Raw genomic sequence first — 4,488 nt, 5'->3', positions numbered from 1 at the left:
GGCCGAGGGCGGCGGTGACGCCCATGGCCACGAAACCGGTGACGACGGCGCCGAGGGCGGCCGCCAGGCCGTGGACCAGGCGTCCGGCGGGGTCGGCGGGGACGGTCCGTCCGGTGGGGGTGGGGAGCGGTGGGCTCACGCCGGTCACGCTAATACGGGCGGGTGCGGTCCGCTTGCGGGCGGCGTCCGGTCGGCGCACACAATGAGCGCGGAACGGAAGAAAGGGAGACAACGTGACTTCCCACCCGCCGTCCGACCGTCCCTCCGGCCCGCCCACGGGCCCGCCGTCGGGGCCGCTCTCGGACCGTGGCCGCCACCCGGGCCCGGCCGCTCCCCCACCGGATTCCGTGCCGCCGCGCGGCGCGACGCACGACGGGACGGGCGGGGGTACGGGCGGAGGCGCGGGCCGCACCGGCGGCGGAGGGCGGGGCGGGGACGGGAGCGGCGCGGGCGGTACGGGCGGGGGCGCGGCGGGTGGCGGAGGCGGCGGGGGCCCGTGGTGGCGCTCCGTACCGAAGGTCGCCTCGCTGGCCGCGGTCCTGGTGGCGGCAGTCGCGCTCATCGTGGTCCTGACCCAGCGGGGCGGCGGAGGCGGCGGTTCGAACCAGGCCGCGTCGGGCGGCGAGGTGTTCCTGCAGAGCACCTCCTCGGTCGGCCCCGACCCCTTCACCCGTTCCACCGCGCATACGCAGAGCACGACGGCCTCGCCTCCGGCACTGCCCAGCGCGTCCGGCACGACCGCCTACGCGGCGCGGAGCGTGCAGGGATCGACCCCCGGGCTTTACGGGGGGACGCGCCGGGTCGCGAGCTGCGACGTCGAGCAGCAGATCCGCTATCTCACCGAGGAACCGGCCAAGACCGCCGCGTTCGCGTCGGTGATCGGGCGCACGAAGGAGGAAGTCCCGGACTATCTGCGGTCTCTGACGCCTGTTCAGCTCCGTGTGGACACCCGGGTGACCAACCACGGGTACCGCGACGGCCGTCCGGTGGCCTACCAGGCGGTGCTCCAGGCGGGCACGGCGGTACTCGTCGACGACCGCGGAGTGCCGCGGGTGCGGTGCGCCTGCGGCAATCCGCTGACGCCTCCGGTGGCGCAGAAGTCGCCGAAGCAGGTGGGGACACCCTGGCCCGGCTACCAGGCGAGCAATGTGGTCGTGGTGCAGCCGGCGTCCGCGGTGATCGACGTCTTCGTGATCCACGACGAGCAGTCGGACAGCTGGATCGCCCGCCCGACGGGCGACACGGGCAACCACGACTACCCGACCACTGCTCCGTCCCCCTCGCCGTCGGCTCCCGGGTCGTCCACCTCTCCCGCCTCCCCCACCTCGACGGCGACGCCGGCGTCCCCCGCCCCGCCGACGCCCCCGAACACCCCGCCGACCGCACCACCGCCCACGCAGCCGACCACCGCGCCGCCCCCGCCGACGGCGCCCACCGCGCCGACGCCGCCCCAGCCCTCGTACGGGTCGCCGGGCACCCCGGCCACCCCACAGGGACCCTCGGGCGGGGCGCCCGCCGCCGACAGCTCCGGCTGATCCCGCCGTATCTCCCCCGCCCCTCCCTGTGACGCTGACCATCGCGCCGATCAGCGACGCCGAGCACCTGGCCTTCGTGCAGGCACGGCGCTCCGCGCACTTTGCGCAGACCCCGGCGTGGGGGCGGGTGAAGACAGAGTGGCGCGCCGAGTCGCTCGGATGGTTCGACGGCGGGCGGCTTGTGGGGGCGGGGCTCGTCCTTCACCGGCCGGTGCCAGGGCTGTCGCGGTCCACGCTTGCGTATGTGCCGTGGGGTCCTGACATCGACTGGTCCGGGGACATCGGTGCGTGGCTCGACCCACTGGCGGCATATCTCAAGGCCCGCGGCGCGTTCACGATCCGGCTGTGCCCGCCGGTGCGAACGCACACCTGGGATGCGGCGCAGGTCAAGGACGGCGTGGCCGATCCGGGCGTGCGGCGGCTCACCGGACTCCCCGACGGGCACGTCGATCCGACCGGCGCCGAGGTGAGCCGACGGCTCCGGGCGGCCGGCTGGCTGCCGCAGGGCCCTGAGGACGGATTCGGGGCCGGGCAACCGCAGTTCACGTACGAGGTGCCGCTGGCGGGAAGGTCCGAGGAAGGCGTCCTGAAGGCCATGAGCCAGCAGTGGCGCCGCAACATCAAGAAGGCCGCGAAGGCGGGGGTCGAGGTCACGGACGGTGCCATGATTCCTTCTTTCGAATTCCAGGCAGTTGGCAATCGAGTTCTCGACCATTTCACCCAGGGCACGGTCCGTGTAATAAGCGGTGTGCGGACTGCTGAAAGCGTTCGGTATTTCCTGCAGCCGCAAAAGTGGCTTGCTGTCGATGGGTGCGTTCCGTCGGTCGGCGTAGAACACGCCTTCCTCGCCCTCGACGACATCGAGGGCGACACCACCCAGGCGCCCGTCCTCCAGCGCCGCGGCCAGCGCGGCGGTGTCGATGAGGGCGCCGCGCCCGGTGTTGACCCCGAGGCACCGGGTTTCATCCGCTGGATGCGTGCACGGTCGAGGAGATGGTGCGTCTCGGCGTTGAGCGGCGCATGGAGCGTGACGACATCGCTCGACCTCAGTAATTCATCGAATGATGATTCCCATTGGTTCGCTGTAGGTCATGCCTCTATTCAAGGAAACGGGACGTTGCCAACGCGTATGCAGTTTTCGATACGCTGCCGATACGTCGTCGACCCGCTTCGCTTCGGTGTCCGGTGCCACGAAGAACGTGATGACGATGCCCACCGGGGCGAAGTGCCTGTCCCACCGGGCCCGGCCTCCCTGCCGGCGGCCCGCAGAAGCCGGCCTGCCGACCCGAAACGCCGTCCGTCCACAGGCCAGGATCAAGATCTACAGCTGGTACTGGCTCCACCGTGAGATCGGGTACAGGTTTCATGGCACCGTCCTCCCGCGGTGCCCTAGCGTCGTGCCATGACGATTCCAGCCGGACTGAGACGCACGGCCCTCCGGGCGCGGCGGGACACCGGCTTTCTCGCCGCTGGTGTGCTGCCGCACCTGGCACTGGTGCCCGTGTGGTCCTGGGCGGCGACGACTGCCGCCAGGACGGGGAACTGGCTCCTTACGGTTTCCGTGTCGGCCGCCCTGGTCCTGCTCGGCGCCCCGGTGCTGACGGCCGTTCAGCGGGCTCGCTACCGGGTGTTCATCGGTGTGGACATCCCCCGGCTCACCCCCACCGCGCCGGAACCATGGACGTGGGCCTCTACCGCCCGGTGGCTCGCGGCGACGCGGCCGTGGCGCAGGATCGGCTACCACCTCCTGCTGGGCCCGCTGTTCGCGCTGCTGGAGCTGCTGGTGCTCGCGGTGGCAGCGGCGGGCCTGGCGGGCGTCCTCGCCTACGCCTGGTCATGGGCGCTGCCGACCGGGGTCCGGCAGGACTGGTTCGGCTACCTGACCCGGCTGCCGGCGTACACGGGGGCCGGGCTCCTCCTCCTGTGCGCCCTGCCCTGGACCGCGCGGGCGGTAGCCCGGGCCGAGGCGCGGCCGGCGTCGGGCCTGCTCGGGCCCAGCCGGGCGCAGCGGCTCCAGGAGCGGGTCGATCAGCTGGCCGTGAGCCGGACCGACTTGATCGAGGCCGTCGACGCGGAGCGCCGCCGGATCGAGCGCGACCTGCACGACGGCACCCAGCAGCGGCTGGTGTCTCTCGCGGTCAACCTGGGTCTGGCCCTTGCCGCCCGCCCGGACCTGCCGTGTGACGCCCGCGAGGCGATCGCGGAAGCGCACCTGGAGGCGAAGGAGGCGATCGCCGAACTCAACGACCTGGTGCGGGGGCTGCACCCGGCCGTGCTCGAAGACCGAGGTCTGGACGCGGCGTTGTCCGGGTTGGCTGCCCGCACGCCCCTGCCGGTGCGGCTGCGGGTCGACCTGGAGGAGCGGGTGGCGCCCCACGTGGAGTCGGTCGCGTACTTCGTGATCTCCGAGGCGCTGACCAATGCGACGAAGCACGCCGACGCGATGCGTGCGGAGGTGATGGTCCATCAGGTCGGTGAGGTGCTGCGCGTGCGCGTCACCGACGACGGGCTGGGCGGTGCCGACGCCGCCGCCGGCACGGGACTGACCGGGCTGGCCAAGCGGGTCGGCTCCCTCGACGGGACCTTCCACGTCAGCAGCCCCGCCGGCGGGCCCACCACCATCACCGCGGAGCTGCCGTGCGCGCGGTGATCGCCGAGGACGATCCCGGCGTACGTCGACACGGCCGCGCCACCCGCGCGGTCGGCGGGGCGCGCATCACGACCGTGGGGACGCGCGCGCGGGCAGTTCCACCGTGATGCGCAGACCGCCGGTGTCGCGCGGGGTGAGGGTGAGGGTGCCGTCGTGTGCGCGAGTGATGGTGGTGACGATGGCCAGGCCGAGGCCGACGCCCGTCTGGTTGGCGTGGATGCGCTCGGTGCCCCTCTGGAATGGTTCGGTGAGCGTCGAGACCAGGTGTGGCGGCAGTTTCTCGCCGGTGTTCTCGACCGTGAG

3 protein-coding genes and 2 pseudogenes are annotated in these 4,488 nt (G+C 72.7%); 3 read left to right on the top strand and 2 right to left on the bottom strand.

Going from position 1 to position 4,488, the window contains the following annotated elements; translation table 11 throughout:
- The first annotated feature begins 233 nt into the window (after positions 1 to 233).
- Positions 234 to 1,535, top strand: a complete 1,302-nt coding sequence (locus tag ABZ693_RS35885; RefSeq protein ID WP_359885690.1) for a DUF6777 domain-containing protein — start codon at positions 234 to 236, stop codon at positions 1,533 to 1,535.
- 28 nt (positions 1,536 to 1,563) lie between these two features.
- Positions 1,564 to 2,200 (top strand): annotated as a pseudogene (locus ABZ693_RS35880) (lipid II:glycine glycyltransferase FemX); the annotation flags it as partial.
- Here the strand turns inward: ABZ693_RS35880 and ABZ693_RS35875 are convergent.
- Positions 2,197 to 2,600 (bottom strand): annotated as a pseudogene (locus ABZ693_RS35875) (NAD(P)-dependent oxidoreductase); the annotation flags it as partial. The pseudogenes ABZ693_RS35880 and ABZ693_RS35875 sit on opposite strands and share 4 nt — an antisense overlap.
- A 337-nt stretch (positions 2,601 to 2,937) precedes the next feature.
- On the opposite strand from ABZ693_RS35875, the gene ABZ693_RS35870 reads away from it, so the two are divergent.
- A complete protein-coding gene (locus tag ABZ693_RS35870) occupies positions 2,938 to 4,185 on the top strand; it encodes a sensor histidine kinase (protein WP_359885689.1) in 1,248 nt (415 codons plus the stop codon).
- A 66-nt stretch (positions 4,186 to 4,251) separates the two neighbouring features.
- Here the strand turns inward: ABZ693_RS35870 and ABZ693_RS35865 are convergent.
- Positions 4,252 to 4,488, bottom strand: a 237-nt coding sequence (locus ABZ693_RS35865) for an ATP-binding protein (protein ID WP_359885688.1), incomplete at its 5' end; no start/stop codon positions are given.

It is taken from the genome of Streptomyces laurentii (genome assembly GCF_040635425.1).
Taxonomy (GTDB): Bacteria; Actinomycetota; Actinomycetes; order Streptomycetales; family Streptomycetaceae; genus Streptomyces; species Streptomyces laurentii.
Note: the sequence above shows the minus strand (reverse complement) of the source record. Positions and strands in the feature narration are given on the sequence as shown.